Consider the following 2,616-nt stretch of genomic DNA (forward strand, 5'->3'; position numbering starts at 1 on the left):
CTGCAAACCTAGGGATTGCAATGGGCGGTGCAGGAACTGATACCGCAATGGAAACGGCAGATATTGTATTAATGGCAGATAATCTTGAAAAACTTCCTTATACAATGAAACTAAGTCGGAAAGCATTGCACATCATAAAACAAAATATTTGGTTCTCATTGATTATTAAATTTATCGCCCTTGCCTTTATCTTCCCAGGTTGGCTTACTCTTTGGATGGCTGTCCTAAGTGATACAGGCGCTGCACTTATTGTAATMCTTAACAGTATGCGTTTATTACGGAACAAATAATAAGATAAAAACTAACACGATAGTTTCGGCTACCGTTTTAGTTTTTATCTTTTCTATATTTTTCACTTTTCATTGGTGATAAAACTTTTACAATGGAACAATTCCGTAGATGTAAGAACGAACTGATTACGATACCTTATACTAATTCTTCAACAAGAAGACCCTTTAGGCTTTTGCCTAACCGCCATTTATCTCCCCCTACTCATTTGTCCATTTCCTACCCATTCCTTGGGGTGGGAGCTGTTCAAGATTGATCAAAATGGATTCAACTTTTGAGATTAATTATTTAGCTTTTATAAAAAAGTTTGATCATTTTCTGTCTGTATTGTTCAACAATCGCGCCCTTTAATGGAATAACTATCTTAAAATCACTTAATTCTTAATTAACTATAGATTTAGTTTAATAAGAAAACATAGTTGTAGTTTGGTTAGTTAATTTTGTCCCTTTGAACCTGTGCAATTTGACGTCATCACATGTTATTTATCTATATTGGAAATAACTGCTCCAGTCATGGCATCAATGTACTGGATGGAGGTCCTGGAATGACGATCACACGCTCGATAAACAAGGATATAGGATTCTGTTTCACTATCATAATTTTTGTTCCAAGCTAATTCAAAATCCAAATGATTGATAAATATTTCACTTGCTTCTTTTTTAGAAATAACCGGTTCAACAGGGATTTGGCTCAATTGTTCCATATCAAAACGCGGTCCACTATAATGATCAACCTGTCCTGTTTGACGATTAACAACAATCATAACTAATTCAAGTTGAATTGGTATACCATGACCGTTATGCATATGGAATGTAAATGATTCTTTCATTGAAGAATCATCCTCTTCTTCCTCGTTTTCTCGAACAATCAGTTGTAAATACCGATAATAATCTGGAACAATCATTTGTAAAAACGCAATGGCTTTTTGATAACATGCCTCACGACTAAGTCTAAGATCGCCACTTCGTTCATTAAACCACATAAAGCTTCTGATTTTACCAGTTTTCTTTGAAATGAAGGCTTTAACTGTATCTTCTGACTGTCTTTTGAAAAAGTCATTTATAGATAAATCCCCTTCCTTCATCTCCCAGTCCCGATTACGCCACACTATGCCCGTTTCTTCTCCCATATCTACTTCACGAATGACTTTCATCCTCTCGGTAATACCAATGATATCTTCAATAGATAAATTTTTTCGTACGGTCGTACTCGAAGGAGGAGTAAGCAAGACATATGTTTGCGGAGCGTCTTCGTCATGTATAATCGTTAACGTTGGTTTCAAAACGTCAGCTTTATATTTCATAAAAAATTGCTCAGGTTCGTACACAAGACGGAGTCCATCTACTGCTACATCATGAGTAGCAGTAGACAACTTTGCAATTGTCAGTTGAAAATTAAGTCTATTTTGTACGTGTTCAACCAGTTTTTCTTTTGAAATCAACATTTTTGGAATAACAAGAATCCTTTTCACACCTTTATATGTAAAGTTAACAATATTCCCCGCGAGGTCTATATCAATATAACAACCAGCATTTTCTAACGGTAAGTCCATAACGATTTGTTCATAGTAAAAACGGTCTGCACAAGTAATTTTTTTTGTTTTATAGTATGTTAAATCTTTTAATGCTTCAGGATAATTGCTAAGTAAGAATTGTTCGGCACATTCTCTTTTTTCCTCTATATTTAAAGGAATCACATCTGAATTTTTATCGTTATTATCAATTGTTAAACCAGTCAAATTACCAGATAAATCTAGGTTAACAGTAATACCCTCATCTTGTTCTTCGTTTGTCCATGAAAAAATAGCCTCCCCTTCTCCATTCTCTCGCTCAACATACTCCTCTATGAGAGGTTGAAAATGACTAGGAATTTTGACCATCGATATTGCACGTTTCTTTAATTCTTCTCTTAGCAAGCAAGCCACCTCTGTATTTTTGATATTTCTTTCTCTTTCTCAACTATTTAAATTTTACATTACTTAAAAGAATTGATATATTTCCTTGCATTTTCCTGCTCCTTTGAATAACGTCAGTATAATAACTACTTCGAAACCTTTTCAAGAAATTCCTGCATATTCCATTAAGTGGCCCAATTCAAAAAGATACGTCTTTATATATGCACGCCTCGATTTTGATTAAAGATTAATTTCAGTAGCTTTCAAAAATATTCAATATAAAAATCGCGTCTCAGCTTTCCGCTCAGCTGAGCATATATTCTCGTGGTTTCACTCTTCTCATGACCAAGTAAGCTTTGTATTACTTCAAGTGACGCACCGTTGTTAATCATATGTGTAGCATAGCTGTGACGTAATTGATGAGGATGAATAC

2 protein-coding genes and 1 pseudogene are annotated in these 2,616 nt (G+C 34.6%); 1 reads left to right on the forward strand and 2 read right to left on the reverse strand.

Annotated features, from left to right (window positions below; all coding sequences use genetic code 11):
- Nucleotides 1–290: pseudogene (locus AC1DTM_RS22320) on the forward strand (heavy metal translocating P-type ATPase); the annotation flags it as partial.
- A gap of 477 nt (nucleotides 291–767) precedes the next feature.
- On the opposite strand, the gene AC1DTM_RS22325 reads toward AC1DTM_RS22320, so the two are convergent.
- Both AC1DTM_RS22325 and AC1DTM_RS22330 read right to left on the reverse strand, forming a co-directional pair.
- Nucleotides 768–2,204 carry a YcdB/YcdC domain-containing protein gene (locus tag AC1DTM_RS22325; protein WP_477000903.1) on the reverse strand — a complete coding sequence of 479 codons (1,437 nt, stop codon included), beginning with the start codon at nucleotides 2,202–2,204 and terminating at the stop codon, nucleotides 768–770.
- A 242-nt stretch (nucleotides 2,205–2,446) separates the two neighbouring features.
- The coding region (locus tag AC1DTM_RS22330) for a tyrosine-type recombinase/integrase (RefSeq protein ID WP_477000904.1) at nucleotides 2,447–2,616 on the reverse strand (170 nt) is incomplete at its 5' end.

The sequence above is a fragment of the Bacillus sp. P4_D3 genome, assembly GCF_056401855.1.